Annotated in this window: 16 protein-coding genes; 11 read left to right on the top strand and 5 right to left on the bottom strand. The window is 60.3% G+C overall.

The features are described 5' to 3' along the window. Positions 1-9: 9 nt before the first annotated feature. From B142_RS0109740 to ccsB, 3 genes are all read left to right on the top strand, one after another. Positions 10-942: a cytochrome c biogenesis CcdA family protein gene (locus tag B142_RS0109740; protein WP_018121359.1), complete on the top strand. Its 933-nt coding sequence runs from the start codon at positions 10-12 to the stop codon at positions 940-942. A gap of 168 nt (positions 943-1,110) precedes the next feature. Next, on the top strand, positions 1,111-2,703 hold the full coding sequence (locus B142_RS0109735; protein WP_018121357.1) for a cytochrome c biogenesis protein ResB: 1,593 nt from the start codon (positions 1,111-1,113) through the stop codon (positions 2,701-2,703). Positions 2,704-2,965: 262 nt separating this feature from the next. Next, positions 2,966-3,958 (top strand): c-type cytochrome biogenesis protein CcsB, encoded by a 993-nt coding sequence (gene ccsB, locus B142_RS0109730; RefSeq protein ID WP_018121356.1) that lies wholly within the window; start codon positions 2,966-2,968, stop codon positions 3,956-3,958. 134 nt (positions 3,959-4,092) lie between these two features. On the opposite strand, the gene B142_RS14085 is transcribed toward ccsB, so the two are convergent. Further along, positions 4,093-4,536, bottom strand: a complete 444-nt coding sequence (locus tag B142_RS14085; protein WP_018121355.1) for a hypothetical protein — start codon at positions 4,534-4,536, stop codon at positions 4,093-4,095. 45 nt (positions 4,537-4,581) lie between these two features. Here B142_RS14085 and B142_RS14235 point away from each other — a divergent pair, with 45 nt between their 5' ends. Next, a complete protein-coding gene (locus tag B142_RS14235) occupies positions 4,582-5,013 on the top strand; it encodes a DUF4229 domain-containing protein (RefSeq protein WP_018121354.1) in 432 nt (143 codons plus the stop codon). Between the two features lie 18 nt (positions 5,014-5,031). Here B142_RS14235 and B142_RS0109715 read toward each other — a convergent pair whose 3' ends face one another. Both B142_RS0109715 and B142_RS0109710 read right to left on the bottom strand, forming a co-directional pair. After that, positions 5,032-5,961: an AEC family transporter gene (locus tag B142_RS0109715; RefSeq protein ID WP_018121353.1), complete on the bottom strand. Its 930-nt coding sequence runs from the start codon at positions 5,959-5,961 to the stop codon at positions 5,032-5,034. A gap of 150 nt (positions 5,962-6,111) precedes the next feature. Then, positions 6,112-7,002: a 1,4-dihydroxy-2-naphthoate polyprenyltransferase gene (locus tag B142_RS0109710; protein WP_018121352.1), complete on the bottom strand. Its 891-nt coding sequence runs from the start codon at positions 7,000-7,002 to the stop codon at positions 6,112-6,114. Positions 7,003-7,228: 226 nt separating this feature from the next. Between B142_RS0109710 and B142_RS0109705 the strand changes: the two genes are divergently transcribed. Continuing rightward, entirely contained in the window at positions 7,229-8,341 is a 1,113-nt protein-coding gene (locus B142_RS0109705) for an aldo/keto reductase (protein ID WP_018121351.1), read from the top strand. Between the two features lie 50 nt (positions 8,342-8,391). Here the strand turns inward: B142_RS0109705 and menE are convergent, their stop codons facing one another. Beyond that, positions 8,392-9,585 carry an o-succinylbenzoate--CoA ligase gene (gene menE / locus B142_RS0109700; RefSeq protein WP_018121350.1) on the bottom strand — a complete coding sequence of 398 codons (1,194 nt, stop codon included), beginning with the start codon at positions 9,583-9,585 and terminating at the stop codon, positions 8,392-8,394. A gap of 85 nt (positions 9,586-9,670) precedes the next feature. Further along, positions 9,671-10,678, bottom strand: a complete 1,008-nt coding sequence (locus tag B142_RS0109695) for a 1,4-dihydroxy-2-naphthoyl-CoA synthase (protein ID WP_018121349.1) — start codon at positions 10,676-10,678, stop codon at positions 9,671-9,673. Positions 10,679-10,705: 27 nt separating this feature from the next. Between B142_RS0109695 and B142_RS0109690 the strand changes: the two genes are divergently transcribed. The 6 genes from B142_RS0109690 to B142_RS12495 all read left to right on the top strand — a co-directional run bounded on the left by B142_RS0109690 (position 10,706) and on the right by B142_RS12495 (position 19,185). Further along, positions 10,706-11,836 (top strand): o-succinylbenzoate synthase, encoded by a 1,131-nt coding sequence (locus B142_RS0109690; protein ID WP_081604976.1) that lies wholly within the window; start codon positions 10,706-10,708, stop codon positions 11,834-11,836. A 48-nt stretch (positions 11,837-11,884) separates the two neighbouring features. Beyond that, the gene (locus B142_RS0109685) at positions 11,885-14,497 is read left to right on the top strand and encodes an excinuclease ABC subunit UvrA (protein WP_018121347.1); all 2,613 of its coding nucleotides are present in this window, start codon (positions 11,885-11,887) and stop codon (positions 14,495-14,497) included. A 60-nt stretch (positions 14,498-14,557) separates the two neighbouring features. Further along, positions 14,558-15,409 carry a hypothetical protein gene (locus B142_RS13025; RefSeq protein ID WP_018121346.1) on the top strand — a complete coding sequence of 284 codons (852 nt, stop codon included), beginning with the start codon at positions 14,558-14,560 and terminating at the stop codon, positions 15,407-15,409. A gap of 137 nt (positions 15,410-15,546) precedes the next feature. Then, entirely contained in the window at positions 15,547-17,301 is a 1,755-nt protein-coding gene (menD, locus tag B142_RS0109675) for a 2-succinyl-5-enolpyruvyl-6-hydroxy-3-cyclohexene-1-carboxylic-acid synthase (RefSeq protein WP_018121345.1), read from the top strand. 12 nt (positions 17,302-17,313) lie between these two features. Further along, positions 17,314-17,886, top strand: a complete 573-nt coding sequence (locus B142_RS12500) for a DUF3592 domain-containing protein (protein ID WP_018121344.1) — start codon at positions 17,314-17,316, stop codon at positions 17,884-17,886. Between the two features lie 9 nt (positions 17,887-17,895). Beyond that, positions 17,896-19,185, top strand: a complete 1,290-nt coding sequence (locus B142_RS12495) for a glycosyltransferase family 4 protein (RefSeq protein WP_311199478.1) — start codon at positions 17,896-17,898, stop codon at positions 19,183-19,185. Positions 19,186-19,221: the final 36 nt, after the last annotated feature.

Below are 19,221 nucleotides of genomic sequence, written 5' to 3'. Positions count from 1 at the left end.
ATAGCGTCTATGGAGTTTGTGAACCTGCTGAACCCAGAAAACCCGTATCCAGTGATTACCGAACAAGCCGTTAACGCCAGCTTTCACGCCAGTGCCAGTGCGAGTTCTATCGTCAGCGACAGTTCTTTTGCCAGTGCCAGCTCGATTGCTGCTGCTTCTGCATCGTCGTTCGCGGATGCCGCCGCCAGCGGTCCGCTGATTCTGGGGTTTCTCGCTGCCGCGCTGGCCGGGCTCGTGTCTTTCGCATCGCCATGCGTCGTCCCGCTGGTTCCGGGCTATATTTCCTACCTTGCGGGCGTCGCTGGCGGGTCGGTGGAGTTGGATGACCGTTATGGTGTTCGCGTCGCCAAGCGCCGCCAGTGGGCAGTGGTTGGTGCATCGCTGCTATTCATCGCTGGTTTTACCGTGGTCTTCCTGTTGGCGACGGTCTCTGTTTTCGGTGCCTTGAGTGCCATTAATGCCAATGCGGAAACCTTGCAGCGGGTCGGCGGCGTCGTCACGATCCTGATGGGGGTCGTGTTTTTGGGTGGCGTGAAGTTCCTGCAGCGTGACACCCGTGCGGAACCGAAAAAATGGAGTACCTGGGCAGGCGCGCCGCTGCTGGGTGGAGTGTTCGCGTTGGGGTGGACGCCGTGTTTGGGGCCGACCCTGGCGGCGATCATTTCGATTTCCGCTGGCACCGAAGGCAGCACCGCAGCCCGCGGTGTGATCATGATCATTGGTTATTGCCTGGGTTTGGGGCTGCCGTTTGTGCTGTTCGCGCTGGGTTCTGCCAAAGCGATGCGTTCGATCGATTGGTTGCGCAAAAATTCCCGCACCATTCAGACCATCGGTGGCGTGCTGATGATCCTTGTCGGCCTCGCGCTGGCGATGGGCTTGTGGGCGGAATTCATCAATTACATTCGCCAATGGACCGTCGATTATGGCACCACCCTGATCTAACTGGCCGCCCCGGCTAGCCTGGCTACCCCGCTCACCCTGCCTATCCTGCCTCCTGCCCACCCTGCGATTTTCCCGAAGGAGCCCACAGTGGACACTACGGACACTACCGCGCGTAAATCCTGGTTGCCTTGGCGATTGTGGAAACGAGCCTGGAATTGGCTGACCAGCATGCGTACGGCGCTGGTGCTGTTGTTCCTGTTGGCTATCGCCGCGGTGCCGGGCGCGTTATTGCCGCAGCGCTCGTTGAATGAGGACAACGTCAACGAATATATCGCGAACAACGGCAAACTCGCCGAGGTCTACGATTCGCTGCAGCTTTTCGACGTCTTCCAGTCCTCCTGGTTCATTGCGATTTTCACGTTGCTGGCGGCTTCGTTGGTTGGCTGTATTATCCCGCGTAGTTGGGATCACTATAAGGCCTGGCGCGCGCGCCCGACCCGAGCCCCGCGTTTCTTGCACCGGATGCCGCATCACCACACGGGCACCCTGGATAAATCGCTTGCCGACGCCCGCGCTGAGACGTTACGGCTGCTGCGCCGCTGGCGGATCTCGGAATTTAGCGCCGATGAGGACCGCGCCGGGAGACCGTCTATTTCTGCGGAGCGCGGTTACGGGCGCGAATTGGCGAACTTGTTATTCCACATCGCGTTGGTTGCCATTTTGGTGACGGTGGCTGCAGGCCGCATGGTCTATTACGAGGGTCAGATCATTATTGTTACTGCCTCTGGTAGTTATGACCACGCGGTGGAGCTGGATCAGTCCACGGAGTTCTGTAATACTTCAGTATCTAGTTTTGACTCTTTCCGCGCCGGGCCGCTTTTCGACGGCACGGGCCTGAACCCGTTCTGTTTCATTGCCCATAATTTCCAGGCTGATTATCTGCCTAATGGGCAGGCGGAGATGTTCAGTTCTGATATTTCTTATGCCCAGGGCGACGAGATTTTTTCTGACCCGGAAACGTGGGATGACTACCAGTTGCGGGTGAATGATCCGCTGCGTATTGATGGCGATCGCGTGTATTTGCAAGGTCACGGTTTCGCGCCGACGTTTACCGTGAAGTGGCCTAATGGGGAAACCCGGACCCAGACTTGGCAGTTCCGGCCGGATGATTTGGTGAACTTCTTGTCTTCCGGTGCGATGCGTTTCGATCCTCCCGCCGGTATGTATCCAGATCTGTATGAGCGTCGGCAGAATCAGATTGCGCTGCAGGGTCTGTTCGCGCCGACGGCTGATTGGCAGGGTGAAAACGGTGAGCTGTTGACTTCAGCTTTCCCGGAGATGCGTAATCCTGCGGTGGCGATTGATGTTTACCGGGGTGATGCCGGATTGGATACGGGTATCGCGCAGTCAATTTTCGACCTGGACCAGACGCTGATCCATAGCGGTCAGTTGCAGAAGTTGGAGCGCGTGAACTTGGAAGTAGGCGAGTCCATCACCCTGGACGATGGGACTGAGCTGACTTTCGACGGTGCTTCGGAGTTTGCGAACTACCAGATCGCGCATGATCCGTTCCAGCGCTGGGTGTTGCTGTCGACGATCGTGATGCTGTTGTCGTTGGTGGGTTCGCTGGTGATTAAGCGCCGCCGTATTTGGGTGCGGTTTACCGATAATGGCGATGGCACCACGGATATCGAGATGGCTGGACTGGCTCGTACTGACCGCGCTGGCTGGGGTGAAGAACTGGACAAGATCTACCGGGAGTTGTTTGCGCTGCCGGATCCGGATGATGTGGAAGAAGACGATTTGTATACGCGGGACTAGCATTGTATACCCGGGATTAGCATGGTTCCTGTCGGCCTTTGTTGGGGCCAGTGGCCGGTGAATGAGAATAGTGACCGGTGAATCGGCAGTTAGAGTTTGCTGTTTTGTGGCTTCGCGTTCATCATCCGAAAGGATTATGTCGAACCTATCGTTAGTTGAGGTTCACGGCAGATCTGCGGTAGCTTGAAGTGCAAATGTTTCCTGCAGCATCCGCGGATGTTGGTCCGGAAACGTCGTGATCACGATAGGAAAGTGTGGATTAATGCTTGCTGATCAAACGCTGTCCAACTTCTCGGACTTGATGTTCCGGACGACGTTCGTTATTTATGCGATTTCCCTGGTTGTGGCCCTGGTGTTTTACGTCAAGGTGAAAAGCGTGATCGACGCACACCGGCAACTCGAACGCGTTGGGGCCGACGGTCGCGCTGTCGATGATAACCGCGATGCTGATGCAGGAGCCGGTGGTAAATCAGTCGACGAACTGGAAGCTGGTGCCCGCAAGTGGTCAGGTATGGCGCAGACTCTGATCTGGCTGGGAATTATTGTTCAGGCTGGTGCCGTGCTTACTCGTGGCTTGGCGACCAGCAGGTTCCCGTTCGGCAACATGTATGAGTATTCGCTCATGCTGACTTTGCTCACCATGGTTGTGTCGGCTGTGGTTATTGGTCAGCGCCAAGAATGGCGTGTGTTGTGGCCCTGGCTGCTGCTTCCCGTTCTCATCTTGATGTTCGTCGGTGGTTCACACCTCTATGCAGAATCTGCCCCATTGGTTCCAGCGCTGCGTTCGTTCTGGCTGCCGATCCACGTGGGCATTGCCGTGTTAGGCGGTTCCATCGGCATGCTGTCGGGTGTCGCTTCGCTGCTGTACTTGTTGCGGCGTTGGCAGCCGAAAGGCGAGGAGAGCGACGGCATTGCCGGTGCGATCGTGAAACCACTGCCGAGCGCGAAAAAGCTCGACGGGCTAGCTTACAAGTCTGCGATTGTGGCTCTTCCGGTCCTTGGCCTGGGGATCTTGTTGGGTGCGATTTGGGCAGAAGCCGCGTGGGGTAGGCCGTGGAACTGGGATCCGAAAGAAACCGTTTCTTTAATCTCCTGGATCTTGTACGCGGCGTATCTGCATGCCCGTGCTACCGCCGGATGGCGCGCCATGCGTGCGGCGTGGATCAACATTGTTGCCCTGGCCACCACGATCTTTAACTTCTTCTTTATCAATATGGTGGTGTCGGGTCTGCATTCCTACTCCGGGCTGAACTAGGCCTCTGGGCTGAATTAGGCCGCAGCCTAACTGGCTCACAGAGGTGCGCGCAACCGCTAATTTCGTTTCGGCGGAATTGGACTGGAATGGACTGAGGCGGGATGAATTGGACTGAAGTGGCCTAAAACGGCCTGCTACTGATCGTCGGTTTTCTCGTTGTCGCGTGGGGTGTCCGAATTCTTCGACTGCTCCGGATCTGGTGAGCCGTCCTGGGAGTTTGTATTGCGGGAATCCTCCGCGCCGTGTGTGTTCGGATCCGTCTGATCACCCACGTCGGATCGTCGGTCTGACGTGCCCCGGTCTCGGCCTTGGTGCTGTTGATTCTCTTCCCGCTGTTGTTCCTCGTGACGCTGTTGCTCGTCGTGGCGCTGTTGTCGCTCTTGTTCTTGCCGACGACGTTCTTTAAACCGATTCTTTTCAATATTCCACAGGAACTCTTCATCATCGTCCGGCCCCTTGATTGCTGGACGATTAACAGAATTCGCCTGGCGGTTTTGATTCCAGGATGCTGGACCAAAAGCCTTCCATACCAAGACTGCAGCCAAGACTATTAGCGCTAACAAGATCAGCTTTCCCATACTGATCATTTTACGGCACGATCAGTGCGACTTAGGATGAATCTCGTGACTAATCAACCAGATAGCAATGGTGGGCAAACCGGTATCCCGGCTCGGTCAGGTGCACCAGGTGCACCAGGTGCACAAGGCGTACAAGGTGCAGAAGGCTCGGGCCTGTCCAGCAATAGCCCGCATGCCGAGGAACCTCAACTCGACCCACAAACCCGCAAGCAAGCAACCCGTGCGATGCTGAAATACGGGGCTGCGCGCTTGGGGCTTTTCTTAGGCCTGACCATCGTGATTCAGGCGCTAGCAGTACTCATCGGAGCCCAAGTGCCACTGGTGGTATCGGCGCTTTTGGCATTGTTGGTGGCGCTGCCGCTGTCGATGCTGATCTTCAAAAAACTCCGCATCGAAACCACAGAAGCCGTCGCCAAGTTGGCGCAGCAGCGCAGGGCCCGCAAAGAGTGGGTCAACCGGGAACTCGCTGGCCGCTAGCCAGCACATCGAGCTCTTTTAACTACCGAAAATCCCGGCCACCACGGCCATGACTGGCAGGGAAGCAAACGTCGTCAAGAAGACGGTATCGCGGGTAACAGCGAGGCCTTTTTGGTAGGTCGCGGCGTAGTTGTACACGTTTTGCGCCGTCGGCAAGCAGGCCAAGATCACCGCGACATAGAGGTGGTCGCTGCTTAGCCCCAGTGCGAGGCCGGCCAGCCACGCGAATACCGGCATGAGCACGAGTTTCATGACAGTGGAGGTGATGACGGCGGGGCGATCCGCCGGGTCGTCGAGGATATGGATTGAGGTCAGTGAAGCCCCAAAGCTGATCAAAATCATCGGGATGGATGCGCCACCAATAATCGACATCGGCTCCATCACAACCTCCGGGATTTCCCACCCAGCGACCGCAACAACCATGCCCGCAATTCCCGCGAGCACCAGCGGAGACAAAAACCCGGAACGGATACCATCAACAATTTTCGCCCCACGGGTACGCCCATGTCCGTCGTTGAGCGCAGCCAGAATAAATGGCGTGAAAAACACCATCTGCAGCATCAGGATGGAAATTACCCAAGTGGCCTCGCCGACCACATAGATACTCACCGGCAACCCAATATTGACGGAGTTGAAATAAAACGACGAGGCCGCGCCCATGGTGGTCGTCGGCAAGTCTTTCGGGAAAAACAGGCGGGAGGCGACGATATAGCTTGCGCCCGTGAGCAGGCTGGACGCGACGACGGCGGCAAGTACCGGGGAAAAGAGCGTGCCCGGATCGGATTTCGCGAGCGAAGTAAACAGCAGGCAGGGCGTGGCTGCGTAAAAGGCGGTTTTATTCAGGACCAGCCGTTGGGAATCGCTGCCGATGACACCGAATCGGGATAACGCATAGCCCACGGCGATGATCGACAAGATGATGGTAAAAGCAGTGATCACACCTGCCATATACGCCCTCCTATGGGCTTCTTGGGCTTTGTTGAATCTTGACGACGACTGACGGCTGACAACGACTTACGGCGGCAGACGACGGCTGGCTCCGGTGTCGGCCAAGACCAGAACTAATCCTGGCTTAGACTCAACCTAGGCCAACGCAATCTAGGCCAATGCCAGGGCGATAAACATGAGCCCGGACCACAACGCCATCGCACGCCCAGTCAGCGCCAACACGGTGACCAGCTGCCTACCGCGTGCCCCCGAATTTACTCGGTGCAGGGCCTTCAGCGTCCAGTAACCGGAAATAAACGCGATCCACGTGGCCGGGAATGCCAGGATGCCGACGACGAACGTCACGATATACGGGATGATCAGCAGCACGGTATACAGCTTGCGGGAAGCGGAATCACCCAGGATCACCGCCAGGGTGCGTTTGCCTGCTGGCTTGTCGGTGGCGATATCGCGGATGTTGTTGGTCAGGTTCACCGCGGAGGACATGGCGCCGACGGAAATAGCTAAACCAATGCCCACCTCAGAGATGGCACCTGCTTGGGTGAACTCGGTGCCCAGTACCGCGATCAGGCCAAAGAAAATGAAGATCGCGACCTCACCCAGGCCCTTATAGCCATAAGGGTTTTTCCCTCCGGTATAAAACCACGCCCCGGCCAAGCACACTGCGCCCACCAGGATCAACCACCAGGCTGACAACAGCGCCAGGATGAGACCTGCCACGCCTGCGACGCCGAAAGAAATGAACGCTGCCTTTTTCACGTCTGCAGGGCGGGCGAGTTTGCTGGCGGTGAGCCGGGTGGGGCCGGTGCGTTCGTCGTCGGTGCCTCGTATGCCGTCCGAATAATCGTTTGCGTAATTGACCCCGATGACCAAAGCCCAGGAGACGATGAGGGCTAAGAAGAATGGGACAAATTTCCCGGAATTTTGATACAGCGCAGCGCCTGTTCCGGCTAGAACCGGAGCGAACGCATTCGGCCACGTATGCGGCCGTGCCGCCTGGATCCAATCGCGGGTAGTGGCCGAATACGTTGTAGCGCTCATGCATTCATTGTGCGCTATATTTCACGGCTTAACAAACAGTGAATGACATCGGCGGGATTCGACGATGGGGCGGCAGCGGCGGACACGTTGCGGCCACTAATTGGGAGATCGGCGTGCTCATCAGCTGGGGAATTGCCGCGGGTCTGGTACGCGCACATTCCCGATGTTTAGGTGGAAATGTTTCCGCGGAACAGACTAGTGCTAGGTCGCGACCTAGAGTGGAAGCATGAGCGATAAAACCAACAAACCCAACCATCACACCGACGCCACAATGAGCCAGACTGAAACACAGTCCGGGCCCCTTGATGTTTTCCCGATCGGATTGGGGTGTACCGGCATGACCCCGCACTCTTATCCGGATTCACCGCGCCGCGAAGAAATGATCCAGGTGTTGCGCACCGCCGCCGAGCTGGGCGTGGAGTTTTTCGATACCTCTGAGATCCAGGGGCCATACACCGGCGAGGAGCTGCTTGGCGACGCCTTCGCCCGCGCTCAATCCCAGCCTGCGGGCCAGGAGGGCCCCGCGGGGGCTTCGTCAGCGGCGCCGGGCAATTCTTCGTGCAACTCTCCGGAACGGGCCCCGACGATTGCCACCAAGTTTGGTTGGAATATCGACAACGGCCAACCCACCGGCGAGCTGAATTCCCGCCCGGAGAATATCCGTCGTGTCGCTCAGGAATCCGCCCGCCGCCTAGGTGTTGAGCGCCTGGATCTTTTTATGCAGCACCGTGTCGACCCGGAGGTCCCCATCGAAGAGGTCGCAGGCACCGTAGGTGAGCTTGTCGACGAAGGCCTAGTCGCCCACTTTGGTTTGTGTGAGGCATCCGCCACCACCATTGCCCGCGCGCACCGCGAATTCCCGGTTGCAGCCGTCGAAAGCGAATACTCACTGTGGTCGCGAGGAGTAGAAGAATCCGTGCTGCCGACCTGCGCCCAGCTTGGAATCGGTTTTATTGCCTACAGCCCATTGTCAAAGGGAATGCTTACTGGCCAGCTCACCGAGCCGAATGCGGATTCCAACAGCCCGCGCCTGCACCCGGAAAATTTCGCGCAAAACCAGCGTAATGCGGCCCGGGTCGCGGAGATCGCGCAGCGTTACGACGCCACCGCCGCCCAGATTGCTTTGGCGTGGTTGCTGGATCGCGGTGCGCAGCACCCGGGCGGCATGCTGGTGTTGCCGGGCAGTATCAACCCGGCGCGCATTAAGGAGAATGTGGCAGCAGCTAGCTTGATGCTTGCCGACGATGACCGCGCCGCGCTCGACAATCTTGTGCTCACGCATCCGGTGGCGGGGGAGCGCTACGTCGACAAGCACCTGCGGTTTATCGACCGCGACTAGTTGGTGGCTAGTTGGCGACCTACTCGAGCACGCGACTAGCACATGACTAGCTAGCCCCGAGGCTGGAATAATTCCGCCACACCAGCTCGGTGGATTTTGCCCAGCGACGTCCGCGGCAGTTCGTCGACACGCAGCAGCTCTTTCGGCAGCTGCCAGCGGGGCAAGTCGTACAGGGCGTCGAAAATCTCGCAGGCTTGTGCGGTCCCTTCGTAGGCCGCCATGATGGCCTGCCCAAAGCGGCGATCATCCACGCCGACGACGCAGGCGGTGCTGACTCCGGGAACGGCCAGGAGCTCGTTTTCGATGATTTCCGGGTGCACCTTCAAACCACCGGTTGTGATCACCGCGTCGAGACGCCCGCTGACCTCCAACCGGCCGTCGATAATGCGTCCGCCGTCGGAGGTGGCGAACCAGCCCGGCCAGTCCGGGTGGGTGAAGGCTTCGTGGCCCGGCATATTGCGGTAGCCGGAGGCGATGGTGGCGCCACCGAGCATGATGCGGCCGGATTCCACGGCCACGGAGCTGCAGGGCAAGGGGCGGCCGTCGTAGATGCAGCCCCCTGCGGTTTCGGCGCTGCCGTAGGTGGTCACGAGGTGGATGCCCAGTTTGCGGGCCGATTCCGCCAATTGTGGGTTCAGTGCCGCCCCGCCGATCAAGATGGCGTCGAAGCGTCGTAAAGCGGTAATGCCTTCTAAGGTTTCTATGGCTTTGTCCAGCTGCATCGGGGTTAATGCGGTGTACATGGGCTCGCGCGCAGCAGGCGTTTTCCCGTCCCGGGCGTGATCTAAATATTCCGCGGCGGCGGCGAATGCGGGAATGCGGAAACCACGGGAAAGGTCCAGGCACACCGGATCCACCCCGGCGATCAGGCTGCGCACCAACACCTGGATTCCTGCGATGTGATACGCCGGCAGGGCCAATAGCCAGTGTCCGGGCCCGCCGAGGACCTCGTGGGTTGCATCGGCCGACGCCACCAGGTTGGCTGCGGTGAGCTGTGCGCCTTTGGGGGTGCCGGTAGAACCAGAGGTCGGCACCACCAGGGCAATATCGTCGTCGATGGCTTGGCCGACGCGTTGCGAGGAATACAACAACTCAGTTCGCGCCCGGTCGCCCGCCGGTACCGGAAGATAATGCGCTTGGCCTGCGATGGCTGCTTCCAGGTCGTCGAGAATCGCTGCGGGGTCATCGAGCCGGACCGGAAGCGCGGTCAGCACCGGGCCGTGGGCGGGGAGAGGAGCGGGCATTGGGCTCGGTTGTCCTGCTGCCTCGCCCGCGCGTGAGTCCCGATCGTCGCGGCCCCACCCACTGGAACCGCTACCGCTGAGATCCTTAGTAGTAATAAGGAAACTCCTCCCAATTCGGGTCGCGCTTTTCCAAAAACGCTTCCTTACCTTCCACAGCCTCATCGGTCATGTACGCCAAGCGCGTGGCCTCGCCGGCGAAGACTTGCTGGCCGGCCAGCCCGTCGTCGGCAAGATTGAAGGCGAACTTCAACATGCGTTGCGCCGTCGGCGACTTGGAATTGATCTCGCGGGCAGCCTGGATGGCTTCGGCCTCAAGCTCGGCGTGATCGGCCACGATATTGACCGCCCCCATCTTCATCATGTGGGTGGCATCATAAGACCGGCCCAAGAAAAAGATCTCGCGCGCGTTTTTCTGCCCCACCATCTGCGCCAGGTAGGCCGAACCATAACCGGCATCGAAACTTCCCACGTCGGCGTCGGTCTGTTTAAAACGGGCGTGTTGGCGCGAGGCGATCGTCAGGTCGCACACCACATGCAGCGAGTGCCCACCACCAGCGGCCCAACCATTGACCACCGCGATGACCACTTTCGGCATCGTGCGGATCAGCCGCTGCACTTCCAAGATGTGCAAACGCCCACCCTCGACTTTCTCGCGGGCGGTATCCACACCGGATTCGTCGGCACCGGCGACATCCGAATCGTGGCTCGTGGCATAACGGTACCCGGAACGACCACGAATGCGCTGGTCACCGCCGGAACAAAACGCCCATCCGCCATCTTTCGGCGATGGCCCATTGCCGGTCAACAACACGGTGCCCACGTCGGGGGTGCGTCGGGCGTGGTCGAGTACCCGGTAGAGCTCGTCGACGGTGTGTGGGCGGAAAGCGTTGCGCACCTCCGGCCGGTCGAAGGCGATGCGCACGATCCCGTCGCGCCGGGTGGTACCTACGTGGCGGTGGTAGGTGATATCGGTCAAGTCTTCGAAACCTGGGACGGTGCGCCATTGGGTGGGATCAAAGGGGTTGGCGTCGGGATTAGCCTTGGGGCTGACGTCGGCGGTGGCGTCGGGTTTGTGCTCAGGAGTGCTAGTCATGGCCTTCAGTCTAGCTAGGCTTGGGGCATGAATTTTCCAAATCACGACGCTCGGCTACCACAGCCGCCGCGCTCACCGAGTTCATCGCGTCCACCGCGCTTACCGCAGGCGCCTCAATCACCCCTGCCCCCTCTCGCAGACATCCTCGAGCGCACCCACGTCGTTTCTTTGCCCATGGCGGTGAAATTCCGTGGCCTGCGCCACCGGGAAGTTGTGCTTATCGACGGCCCGGCTGGCTGGGGAGAATTCGCCCCGTTCGCTGATTACTCCGCCCGCGAGACCGCCCCCTGGCTGCGCTCTGGGTTGGAATCTGCCTACCAGGGGTTTCCTTCCCCAAACCGTGACTATATTGAGGTCAATGCCACGGTACCGGCGGTGGAGCCAGCTCAGGTTCCGGAGGTGCTTTCCCGCATGCCCGGCGCACGTTGCGTCAAGGTGAAGGTGGCTGAGCCTGGCAAGGATTTCCGGGATGCGCTTGCCGACGACATCGCCCGGGTGTCCGCGGTGCGTGCGGAGCTTTCCGGAATTCCGGGCACCCGCATTCGCGTGGACGCTAACGGCGCGTGGACGGTCGAGCAGGCCGTGGAGGCGGTGTCTGCGTTGGCCCCGCTGGATTATGTGGAGCAGCCGTGCGCCACGCCAGAGGAGCTGGCGGAGGTTCGCACCCAGCTGATGTGCCGCGGGATCTTTGTTCGCGTTGCCGCCGATGAGAGCATCCGTCGGGTGGAAGATCCGTATCGGGTGGCGGATTTGCAGGCGGCGGATGTGGCCGTCGTCAAGGTGGCCCCGTTGGGTGGGGTGCGCCGGGTGTTGCAGCTGAGTGCGGATCTGCGTGCGCGCCATATGGATGTGACGATTGCCTCGGCTTTGGACAGCGCGGTTGGTATTAATGCTGGGCTGGCGGCGGTGGCGAGTTTGCCGAAGTTGAACGACGACGAGGACATCGATGTGGCCCCGGCACCGGCAGGCTTGGCGACGGGCTCGTTGTTTGTGGAGGATGTGGCTGCGCCGCGTTCGCTTGTCGACGGCATGCTGGCGACTGCCCCGGTGGCACCCGATGCTGATCGGTTGACTGCTTTGGCCGCGGACGGTGCGACGCGCGATTGGTGGTTGGACCGGTTGCGTGCGGCTTATGCGCAATTGGAAGCGCAGGCGTAGTACAAATCCCACTACGTACAGGTCCCACCACCGCCTAGACTGGAGGTTATGCCTTCTTCGGATCCTTCGAACCTGCCACACACCACAGCCTCTGACCAGGGACAATCCATACAGGTCCCGACCTACGTGAGCATCCATGATGCCAATCTGCACAATTTGCGCCACATTGACGTGACCATCCCGCACGGCAAGCTGGTGGCGTTCACCGGTATTAGTGGCTCGGGTAAATCCTCGTTGGCCTTCGGCACGATCCACGGGGAAGGCCAGCGTAGTTACCTGGAATCGGTGGCCCCGTTTGCGCGCCGCTTGATCAGCCAGGCGACCGATCCACAGGTCGGATCCATTGAGGGGCTATCGCCGACGGTTGCGCTCCAGCAGCAGACCACGGCGCCGGGGGCTCGCTCGACGGTGGGCACGATTAGCTCCACCTCGAATATTGTTCGTCTGTTGTATTCCCGGTGTGGCGATTACAGCGCACTGTCTGGCGATGCGAAGTCCGAAACCCCAATCACTCGCCTGGCTTCTGACGCCTTCAGCCCCAACACGGCCGATGGCATGTGCCCAGAGTGCCGTGGAACGGGCACGAAGTTTGTCGCTACGGAAGCGTCGATGGTGCACGAACCGGGGTTGTCGATCCGCGACGGCGCGATTACTGCGTGGCCGGGCGCCTGGGCGGGCAAGAACTTCCGCGACATCTTGGAGGCCTTGGGCTATGACCTCGACCGCCCGTGGCAGGAACTTTCCGACGCCGACCGCAACTGGATCCTGTTCACCCGCGAACGCCCCGTCGTCGAGATTGTTCCGCACCGCGGCGCTGACCAGGTTCAGCGCACTTACCAGGGGACCTGGCGTAGCGTGGCCGAGTATTTGTATAAAACGCTTCGCGAAACGGAATCGGATTCGCTGCGCCGTCGCACGGAATCTTTCCTGGAATCGCATACCTGCAGCAATTGCGGTGGCGCGGGTTTGCGGCCGCAGGCGCTACAGGTGCGCTATCTCGGGGTGCCGATTAATGAGTTGAATGCGTGGTCTTTGGATTCTTTGCATCAGGCGTTGGTGGACCGCCAGCAGGAGCTTGGCCAGCGTGCCGGCAGCAGCAATAGCAACGCCGTCCGTGATGACCAGCCCGACACTGCTGCGGCCTCGGCGACCCGTACTGCGCAGGATGATGCAGAGGCCTTGTTGCTGACCCAGATTGTCCCTCCGCTGGCTGCCGCCTTGGAACTTGGGCTCGGCCATTTGAGCCTGGACCGGGTCGCCACCACCCTGTCGGCCGGTGAGCTGCAGCGCCTGCGCCTGGCTTCCCAGTTGCACAGTTCCTTGTTCGGTGTGACCTATATTCTCGACGAACCTACCGCGGGTCTGCATCCGCAGGAGCGCACGGCCGTGCTGACGGTCATCCGTCGCCTGCTGGCCGCGGGTAATAACGTGTTCGTCGTTGAGCATGACATGGATTTCGTTGCTCAGGCCGATTACCTCATCGACATTGGACCCTATGCCGGTGATGGGGGAGGCACCGTCGTGTTCGCGGGCAAGCCCGGCGAGCTTGTCGACGCCCGTATCGACGCCAACGGGCAGCTAGCCGAATACCCCACAGCCCGCGCCCTGGCGAACCGTCACTTGCAGCTTGCCGACGCCCCGCGCGACGCCAGCGGCCAGCTGGTACTGCAGGGAATCAACCACCGGAACCTGCGCGAGCTCGATCTGGAGCTCGGCTTGGGCCAGTTCACCGCGGTGGCTGGCGTGTCTGGTTCGGGTAAGTCGACGTTGGTGACAGATGTCGTCGGCAAGCGCGCAACTGAGCACCCGGATATTAGTCGCGTCGTCACGATTACGCAGAAACCCATCGGGCGCACTCCGCGTTCCACCCTGGCGACGTATACCGGGATGTTTGACCGAGTCCGCAGTATTTTCGCTGCCCAGGCGCGCCGGGATGGCAAGGATGCGAAGAAGTGGAATGCCTCGAAGTTTTCCTATAACACGAAAAAGGGCCAGTGCCCGGAGTGCTCGGGGGCTGGCCACATTGAGGTCGAGTTGGTGTTTTTGCCCGGGACCTATACGTTGTGCCCGCGGTGCCAGGGCGGCCGGTTTAACGACGAAGCGCTGGAGGTGCGTTGGCATGGGCGCACGGTCGCTGATGTTTTGCGGTTGCGGGTTTCGGAAGCGTTGGAGGTTTTCCGTGACCTTGCCGACGGCGGCACTGGCAATGACGACGGCAGTAAGGATCCCGACCATTCCCAGATCACCCAGGTGGTGCGGGCTTTAGAGGTGCTGGATGAACTCGGCTTGGGTTACCTCCGTTTAGGGCAGGGTGCGCCGGAGTTGTCTGGTGGCGAGGCCCAGCGCATCAAGTTGGCGACGGAGCTGCAGCGGGCGCAGAAGAAATCCAGTGTGTATCTGCTCGATGAGCCAACCATGGGTCTGCACCCGCACGATAGCGCGAAGTTGTTGGATAAATTGGAAGCTCTTGCCGACGCCGGCGCCACCGTCGTCATGGTTGAGCACAACTTGGAGGCGCTGGCGCGGGTGGATCGTGTGATTGAGCTTGGCCCTGGGGCGGGAGCTGCTGGAGGTCGCATCCTGGCGCAGGCGAGCCCGAAGAAGTTGGCGGAAGAAGATACTGCTACGGGTCGGGAATTGGCCCGGCGCGTGGCGGGCTGATCGTCTCGTGTGCTCATCCGTAAGATGTCTAGACTGGGTCTAACCCTTTGAGGAGGATTGATGACACCGAATTCTGGCAATTCTGGTAATTCCGGCCGTTCTGGAGCGAACCACGGTGGGCAGAACCACGGTGGCTCGAACCATAGTGGCCGCCCGGGCCGTGATGATCGCACCGAGTTTTTCCGCGGCGATGACCGCACGGAGTATCTTGGCTCGAATGAGCGCACGCAGTATTTTGGTTCCAACGAGCAGACTCAGTATTTCGGCTCCAATGAGCAGACGCAGCACATAAATCGTCCGAATCAGGGCTCGGGTACAAGTTATGACGCAGGCCAGGGTGGGCGCCAGTCGGATCGTCCGCAGCAGTATTTCCCGGATCAGGATCAGTACCAGAACCAGCCTTACCCGCACACCCAGCAGTATCAAGGCCAGCAGGGCCAGTACGTCCAACAGTATGGGCAGAATCAATATGGTCAAGGCCAGTATGGTCAGCAATATGGCCAACCGTATAACGCTGGTTATGGTCCTGCCGCGCAGCAGGCCTCGGTGCATAATGCGCACCAGCCGCAGCAAGCAGCGCAGGCTTCGGGTGGCTCGAGTTCCTGGCAGATGCTGCTCGGAATCATCTCTGGCCTGGCGCTGTTGCTGGCCGTGGTGTTTTTCTTTCTGTGGCGCTCCGCCGATAATGAGCAGGCTACGTCGCCGACACCAACTACTGTGACCTCCACACAGACAGAAGAGGTTAATGTCACGGTGACAGAGCCAACCACCGTTATCGAAGAACCCGTTGTACCTGGCGGCGACGGCGGAAGTTGGCGCGACCAGATCCCAACTGAGGTGCCAGAGGAACTGCTGCCGCCGGAAGGTGAAGAGTTCGATCTGCGCAGCTGGTTGAGTAATATTTTCGGCTAGTTTTTAACCTGAATAGGCACCTGATTAAGCCTGGCTAGTTTAGGCCTGGCTAGTCATCACCTGGCCGTATCAACGCTCACCCGATCGTAAGTAGTGCGCTCATAAATACTGAAACTGTAAATCCTGAGTAGGAGACCATGCCCGAATCCCCACAGTCTGAAACCCCACCTCAACCGGAGGCCATCCACCTGGCCCAACAGGTCGCTGCCCGGCTCGCAGAATTCGCCACCGATGTCGTGCTGTGTCCGGGTTCGCGTAACGCCCCGCTTTCGTTGGCACTCATTGCGCACCCAGGGTTGCGGGTGCATGTGCGCCTGGATGAACGCAGCGCAGCCTTTTTGGCGTTGGGCTTGGCGCGCGTGCAGCAGAGACATGTTGCGGTGGTAATGACTTCGGGTTCGGCGGTGTCGAATTGTTTGCCGGCCGTCGTCGAGGCCTCGCATTCGCATACGCCGCTGGTTGTGTTGAGCGCGGATCGCCCGCAGCGGCTCGTCGGCACGGGGGCTTCGCAGACGATCCAGCAGCAGGGCATTTTCTCCACGTTTACGGCCACTACCCAGATCAATACTGCGGCGGATCTCCCAGCTCTTTCTGACCGTTTACATTCTGACCGTCTGGCACACATCAATGTGGCTTTTGATGTGCCGCTGGTGGGAAGCGAGCTGGCCGAACCTTGTACAGATGGTCTTGCCAACGCCCACCCTGCCAACGACTCTGTTTCAGGGCGTACGGCCGACACCCCCGCAATTTCACCGGCAGATCCCGCGCACCCTGCCCGTCGTAGGCTGCCTTCCTGGTCTGATCACGGAGAGGTTGCCGTTGACCTGAGTAAACCAACCCTGGTGATTGCCGGTGATGAGGCCTGGCGTGTCGACGGGCTCGAGGATGTTCCCACGATTGCGGAGCCGAGCGCTCCGGCGCCGTATGTTCCGGTGCACCCGGGGGCGGCCGCGATTTTCGCCAAAGATGATGCCCAGGTTGGCGACTATTATGTGCGCACCAAACCTGCCCAGGTGATTGTGGTCGGCCACCCGACCTTGCATCGCCGGGTGCTCTCGCTGATCACCGATCCGGATATCGAGGTTATTGTGCTGTCCCGCACCGATGATTTCTTGAGTCTGCGCGCACACAGCGCCCAGAGCACCCAAGAGACCCGCGGCACCCGCGTGAAGGCCACTGGTGAACCCACCCGGGAGTGGTTGCAAGTATGCCAGGCCGCCTCTGATCTGGCCGCCGGGGCAGTCCGCGATGCACTGGAAGACGAATCACACGGCTTTACTGGCCTCCACGTTGCTGCCGCTGTCACGGACACGTTGGCTGTCGGAGATACGGTGTTCGTCGGCCCGTCGAACCCAGTCCGGGATGTCGCTCTGACTGGCCTGCCGTTTGATGGCGTTGATACCTATTCCCCGCGGGGAGCTGCCGGGATTGACGGCAATATTTCCCAGGCCGTGGGGGTGGCTATCGCTGCGCAGTCTTTGCGTGCCGACGAGGTTCGCGCCCCGCGTACTGTAGCCTTGCTCGGCGACATCACCTTTTTGCACGACGTTGGGGGCCTGTTGCGCGGGGTGGATCAGCCGGAGCCGGAAAACCTCACGATCGTGGTGGCCAACGACGACGGCGGCGGAATTTTCGAATCCCTCGAAGTGGGCCAGCCCGGCTTGCGCCGTGATTTTGAGCAGGCCTTCGGAACCCCGCATGGGGTGGACATTGCCGCGCTCTGTGAGGGCTACGGCCTGGCCTACCAGCGTGTGAAGAGCCCACAGGAGCTTCTCGACGCCTTGGCCGCCCAAACCGAATTTCCGGAACCGATCCTGGTCATTGAGGCGACGACCACCCGCGCGACGCGTCGGCAATTGCACCAGGCGATCGATACTGTCCTCGGGGGATAAGTCTGGTTCCCTATGGCAGATTCCGTAGATCCCCAAGCCACGAGTGCGCACGAAGCAAGCCCGGATAAAACTGCACCTTCCACCGTGCAGTCTTATGATCCGCACCGGCGGCGTCGGCAGTGGCGGCGCCGTTTACACCAGTTGGTCGCAACCTTGTGCATAGCCGGGCTACTGGGCTCGGTTGCCATGATTGGTGGGGCAGCGGCGAATGATCACAGGATTGAATCTGATCCAGGTCGGGCCCTAGCGACGGTCACGGGGACCTCCTTGTTGCGCACCACCGTGGAATTCCGGGACGGCGAAGGTTTGTATCGGGCGCCGTCGACAGGCGTGTTGTATCCCACCGGGCTTGCCCAGGGCCAGCAGGTTTGGGTGCAGTATTCGCGCGCGGATCCGGACCTGGTGAAAGTCGCAGGGCGCGGTTGGACGTTGGCAATTATCCCGGGGCTGAGTGTCGCGGCGCTGGTTATCGTCGTCACGCTGGTGTTGTGGCAGTTGATTAGCTTCGCGACGCGTCCCACAACGCAGCGCCGCCGAAGGCCGACGAGCACACCAAGAACTCCCAAGACAATTAATCGCGGGTGATGCTAGTTGTTGTCTGCACCTTCGGCCCGATCGCGGCTGCGCGTGGCCATCGTCGCCGAGTCTTTTTTGCCGCACGTGAACGGGGTCAGCAACTCCGTCCTCCGCATTCTGGAATATCTGAACGCGCAAGGCCACGACGCCATCGTTATCGCGCCCGGACCACACGGCAAGAGTTCCCAGGGCACGGGCCCACACAGCAGGGATCCACACAGCTGGGGCCCGGACCATACTGAAATTTCCCACTACGCGGGTTTCCGGGTCGTGCGCGTGCCGACGATCCGCTTGCCGTTCGTCGATTCTCTGCCCATCGGCGTGCCGACGCCGACCGTCTACCGCACGCTCGCCGAATTCCGCCCGGATATCGTGCACCTGGCTAGTCCCTTCGCGCTGGGGCGCGGTGGTGGTTGGGTTGCTCGGCGGCTAGGCCTTCCTAGAGTCGCGGTGTTTCAGACTGATATTGCAGGTTTCGCAGGTCTGTACCAGTTGGGGGTGTTGCAGCGCGCTACCTGGCGTTGGATCAGGCGGATGCATAACCATTGCCAGCTGACCTTGGCGCCGTCGACGGAGACCATCCAGCAGTTGGAATCCCGTGGGGTGCGCAATCTTGCGCTGTGGGGACGCGGGGTGGATACGCAGTTGTTTCATCCGGAGAAACGCTCGGATGCGCTGCGTCGGAAGTGGTGTGCAGGGCGGCCCGAGCAAACAGCGCCAATCATCGTCGGTTATGTGGGGCGCCTGGCCAACGAGAAGGGTGTGCACCGGTTGGCTGCCTTGTCCGGGCGGACTAATGTGCAGCTCGTCATCGTCGGTGATGGTCCGTGCCGTTCTGAGTTGGAAGCCGCGATGCCGGATGCGGTGTTTTGCGGTGCGCTCAGCGGCAGCGAACTGGCGGCCGCCTATGCCAGTTTCGATGTTTTCGTCCACCCCGGGGAACTGGAGACTTTTTGCCAAACCATCCAGGAAGCGCAGGCTAGCGGCGTGCCGACGATCGCCCCGCGGGTAGGCGGCCCAGTCGATCTGATCCGGGATGGTAGCAACGGGAACCTTGGTGACAGCAACGGAAACCCTGCTGGCTGCACTGGGCTGCTACTGGATCCCGATAATTTCGAAGCCGAGCTTGCCGACGCGGTCAGCTGGTTAGCAGCCCCGAGCCGTCGGCAAGAATTATCCGCTGCAGCTCGCGAACACGTGGAGGATAAGACCTGGCCGAGGATCTGTGCTCAGTTGGTGGACTATTACCGGCAGGTGCTGGCGGAGGTGAACCCAGCTGCGTGGGAATCTCCGGGCGCCAACCATTAAGCTGGTGGGGTGGATTCTTCGAATAAGGCTGAGCAA

Source organism: Corynebacterium propinquum DSM 44285, from assembly GCF_000375525.1.
GTDB lineage: Bacteria > Actinomycetota > Actinomycetes > Mycobacteriales > Mycobacteriaceae > Corynebacterium > Corynebacterium propinquum.
This window is presented reverse-complemented; position numbering and strand designations above follow the sequence as displayed.

Coding starts and splice junctions, on each gene's coding strand:
- B142_RS0109685 (WP_018121347.1), top strand. CDS start 11,885: ATGCCTTCTTCGGATCCTTCGAACCTGCCACACACCACAGCCTCTGAC.
- B142_RS0109735 (WP_018121357.1), top strand. CDS start 1,111: ATGCGTACGGCGCTGGTGCTGTTGTTCCTGTTGGCTATCGCCGCGGTG.
- B142_RS0109690 (WP_081604976.1), top strand. CDS start 10,706: ATGAATTTTCCAAATCACGACGCTCGGCTACCACAGCCGCCGCGCTCA.
- menE (WP_018121350.1), bottom strand. CDS start 9,585: ATGCCCGCTCCTCTCCCCGCCCACGGCCCGGTGCTGACCGCGCTTCCG.
- B142_RS0109705 (WP_018121351.1), top strand. CDS start 7,229: ATGAGCGATAAAACCAACAAACCCAACCATCACACCGACGCCACAATG.
- B142_RS12500 (WP_018121344.1), top strand. CDS start 17,314: ATGGCAGATTCCGTAGATCCCCAAGCCACGAGTGCGCACGAAGCAAGC.
- B142_RS14085 (WP_018121355.1), bottom strand. CDS start 4,536: ATGGGAAAGCTGATCTTGTTAGCGCTAATAGTCTTGGCTGCAGTCTTG.
- B142_RS0109710 (WP_018121352.1), bottom strand. CDS start 7,002: ATGAGCGCTACAACGTATTCGGCCACTACCCGCGATTGGATCCAGGCG.
- ccsB (WP_018121356.1), top strand. CDS start 2,966: ATGCTTGCTGATCAAACGCTGTCCAACTTCTCGGACTTGATGTTCCGG.
- B142_RS0109740 (WP_018121359.1), top strand. CDS start 10: ATGGAGTTTGTGAACCTGCTGAACCCAGAAAACCCGTATCCAGTGATT.
- B142_RS0109715 (WP_018121353.1), bottom strand. CDS start 5,961: ATGGCAGGTGTGATCACTGCTTTTACCATCATCTTGTCGATCATCGCC.
- B142_RS0109695 (WP_018121349.1), bottom strand. CDS start 10,678: ATGACTAGCACTCCTGAGCACAAACCCGACGCCACCGCCGACGTCAGC.
- B142_RS13025 (WP_018121346.1), top strand. CDS start 14,558: ATGACACCGAATTCTGGCAATTCTGGTAATTCCGGCCGTTCTGGAGCG.
- menD (WP_018121345.1), top strand. CDS start 15,547: ATGCCCGAATCCCCACAGTCTGAAACCCCACCTCAACCGGAGGCCATC.